Annotated in this window: 3 protein-coding genes; all 3 read left to right on the forward strand. The window is 51.5% G+C overall.

The genetic code is table 11. From position 1 onward, the window contains the following. On the forward strand, nt 1–1,076 hold a 1,076-nt coding region (locus tag K2I50_RS10690; RefSeq protein WP_301026336.1), incomplete at its 5' end, for a S41 family peptidase. Nucleotides 1,077–1,098: 22 nt separating this feature from the next. After that, nucleotides 1,099–2,349, forward strand: a complete 1,251-nt coding sequence (gene hflX, locus K2I50_RS10695) for a GTPase HflX (protein WP_301026337.1) — start codon at nt 1,099–1,101, stop codon at nt 2,347–2,349. 59 nt (nt 2,350–2,408) lie between these two features. Further along, a partial coding sequence (locus K2I50_RS10700; RefSeq protein WP_301026338.1) for a DUF4954 family protein occupies nt 2,409–4,046 on the forward strand: 1,638 nt, incomplete at its 3' end.

Genomic DNA, 4,046 nt, shown 5'->3' on the forward strand with positions numbered 1-4,046 from the left:
TATACAGTGTCGACGCAAGCTACATGGCCGACCCCACAACGGGATATATACGTATCTCGCGCTTTGCCGAGCAGACTCCGAAGGAATTCTTGGAAGCTCTTGAAAAACTGAAAAAGGAGGGGATGAAAAATCTCATCATCGACCTTCAGGGCAATGGCGGCGGATATCTGAATGCAGCGCAGGAGATTGCCGCACATTTCCTTGACAAGGGCGACATGATAGTATACACCGAAGGGCCCAAGACTCCCAACTATACATATCGCGCGCCACGCGACGGCGACTTTCACGACGGGCGTGTGGTAGTGCTTGTCGACCAGTATTCGGCCTCGGCCAGCGAGATTCTCTCAGGAGCGTTCCAGGACCACGACCGCGGAGTAATAACCGGACGCCGCACTTTCGGCAAAGGGCTTGTACAACGACCGTTCCCGTTTCCCGACGGGTCAATGATACGTCTTACCGTAGCAAAATATTACACCCCGTCGGGACGCTGCATACAGAAACCGTATGTAAAGGGTGAAACCGACGAGTATGCGCTTGATATCAAAAAACGCTTTGACTCCGGCGAGCTCATGCATCCCGACAGCCTGCGCAAGGTAATGCCCGACAGTCTGCGCTTCACCACTCTGAAAAACCGTCGCACGGTGTATGGCGGCGGAGGCATAATGCCCGATGTGTCAGTGCCGCTTGACACGGCATGGTTCACACCATACTACCGCGACCTTATCGCCAAGGGCGTGATTGTAAAATATACAATCGGATATATCGACAGCCATCGCGCCTCACTACTCCACGACTACCCCACTGTCGATGCTTTCGCCGACCGCTTCAATGTCACAGCCGAGATGCTCGAAACTCTTACAAAGAATGCAGAGGCAGAGGGTGTGAAGATGAATCAGGAGGAATATGAGAAAAGCCGCGAATATATATCGATGGTAGTAAAAGCGATGCTTGCACGCGATCTCTACGATTCAGGAGCGTACTACCGCATCGCCAACATGCACAACCCGACATTTACCGAAGGGTTGCGACTCATCAACTCACCAGAAGAGTATAACCGCCTGCTCCAAGGGAAATGAACCATTTAGCGAATATACGATTATGAAAGAAGATATAATCTCCAATCCGATATCGGAGCGCACTGTGCTCGTCGGACTTATCACTCCTCAACAGCCGGAAGCCAAGGCCAACGAATATCTCGACGAACTCGCTTTTCTCGCCGATACAGCCGGAGCTGTGACAGAGAAGCGTTTTCTCCAGAGAGTGGACTATCCCAATCCCCGCACATTCGTAGGGAAAGGAAAGCTCGAGGAGATACAGCAATATGTAGAGGAAAACGGCATAGGCCTCGTAATCTTCGACGATGACCTCACGACAAAGCAGGTGGCCAATCTGGAGCGCGAACTGAAGGTAAAGATTCTCGACCGCACAAGCCTGATTCTCGACATATTCGCAAAGCGCGCGCAGACAGCCAATGCAAAAACGCAGGTCGAGCTGGCCCAATACCAGTATCTGCTCCCACGCCTTACACGAATGTGGACCCACCTCGAGCGTCAGCGTGGCGGTATCGGCATGCGCGGTCCCGGCGAGACACAGATCGAGACCGACCGCCGTATAATCCTCGACAAAATTTCGCGACTCAAGGCCGAACTTGCCAAAATCGACTCGCAGAAATCAATCCAGCGTAAGAACCGAGGCAAACTTACCCGAGTGGCGCTCGTGGGATATACCAACGTTGGCAAATCGACCCTGATGAACCTGCTGAGCAAAAGCGATGTGTTTGCCGAAAACAAACTTTTCGCCACGCTCGACACCACCGTGCGCAAGGTGATCATCGACAATCTGCCGTTTCTGCTTACCGATACGGTAGGATTCATACGCAAGCTCCCTACCCATCTTGTCAACTCATTCAAGTCGACACTCGACGAGGTGCGCGACGCCGACATACTCGTACATGTGGTAGATATAAGCCATCCGCAGTTTGAGGAACAGATTGAGGTAGTCAACCGCACGCTTGCCGATATCTGCGGAAAAGACAACGACAAGAAGATGATTGTCGTATTCAACAAAGTCGATGCATTCTCCTACACACCAAAAGACGAGGACGACCTGACTCCGCGGACGAAAGCCAATGTGTCGCTCGACGAGCTTAAAGCCTCGTGGATGGCAAAGCTGTCCGACAACTGCGTGTTTATCTCCGCCAAAAAGCAGACGAACATCGCCGAACTGCGGAAAAGGCTTTACGATATGGCTCGCGAGGTACATATGCAGCGGTTCCCGTACAACGATTTTCTGTACCAGACGTATGAGGACCTGGAATCGACCGACACCCCGGCATCAGACGAGGAATGACTATATCGCAATAAAATACTAACAATATAAACAGATTACACACAGCATTCTAAGGAGCAATGGCTAATTTTAGAGAACTTACTATTGATGAAATCACACAACTGCGGCAGAACGGATGCCACAGCAACGAATGGGTACGCGTGAAGGTGGCCGACCCTTTTCAGCCATGCCACTACCACGACTGCGTATTCATAGGCGACATACGCCTCGGCATAACCGAAGGCTCCTTGCGCGGGCTCGGCGGTCTTGACTTCCCTACCGGAATATACAGCGCCACACTGCGCGACTGCGAGATTGGCGACAATGTGCGCATAAGCCACATACGCGAATGCATCGTAAACTACCGCATAGGCTCAAACACCTGTATCTCAAACGTCGGATCCATAATATGCAACGGTCGAACGGCCTTTGGCAACGGCGTGAAAGTAAACGTCATGGAAGAGACCGGAAGCCGGGTAAACCTCATATACGACAAACTCTCGGCACAGATATCTTTCCTACAGACTATCTATGCCGACAACACACAGCTTATCGAGGCTCTCCACAATATGATACGCCGCTATGCAGAAGAGCACTCGGCTGACACAGGCGAAATAGGCTCGTATGTGACTATCACCGACACAACCAGGATACAGAACGTACGTATCCTTGACCGTGCCACTATAAGCGGAGCGTCGGCTCTGAGTAACGGCACAGTCGGATTTCGGGCAACGGTAGGATGCAATGTAATAGCCGAGAATTTCATAATATCGTCGGAGGCGGTGGTAGAGAATTCAGTGCTGGTACACAATGCGTTTGTAGGCCAGGCAAGCCAGATACGCAATGGCTTCACGGCCCACGATTCGGTATTCTTCGCCAACTGCCATATGGAATGCGGCGAGTCGTGCAGTATATTCGCCGGTCCACACTGTGTGTCACACCACAAGTCGACCCTGCTCATAGCCGGATACTACGCCTTTTTCAATGCCGGTTCCAACTCCAACCAGAGCAACCATTTATACCGTACAGGACCGATACACAACGGCATACTCGAGCATGGCTGCAAGACCGGAAGCAACAGTTATATAATATGGCCTGCCCATTTCGGCGACTTTACTCTCGTGCTGGGCAAGCACAGCCGTCACCCCGACACGTCGGCACTCCCCTTCTCATATGCAATCGGCCAGCCCAACGGAGAGACCCTGATATATCCGGGCGCCAATGTAAAGACCGCCGGCACCATACGCGACATACTTAAATGGCGTATCCGCGACAAGCGAAGCCACGACATACCCAAACTCGATTATGTCAACACGGTATCTACAAGCCCCCTTACAGCAATTGTATTGTACAGGGCCCTTAGAGTGCTCGAACAGATAGAAGCCGACGAAAACTACGACTACCCCCGCCGTCATAACTTCAGGATTAAACGTGAATACATACGCAAGGGGCGTGAATATTATGCTCTCGCTATCGATTATTTCATGGGAGAGACAATCGTGAAGAAACTGCTCCATACACCTCTTGACCCGGAGAAAAACCTGTGGGAACAACTACAGGAAGAGCCGGTAGATGTAGCAGGCGACTGGGCCGACATCGTGTCGCTCATCGTTCCGGAGTGCAAAATCAAAGATATATTCACCGCTATAATCGACGGAACAATAACATCGGTAGAACAGCTTTCCGAACGCCTAAACTACGAAGGCTCGCAATACGAC

It is taken from the genome of Muribaculum sp. (assembly GCF_029051885.1).
In the GTDB taxonomy this organism is placed as follows: Bacteria; Bacteroidota; Bacteroidia; order Bacteroidales; family Muribaculaceae; genus Muribaculum.

Excerpts from the sequence above, each read along its gene's own strand:
- hflX (WP_301026337.1), top strand. The coding sequence starts at position 1,099 with ATGAAAGAAGATATAATCTCCAATCCGATATCGGAGCGCACTGTGCTC.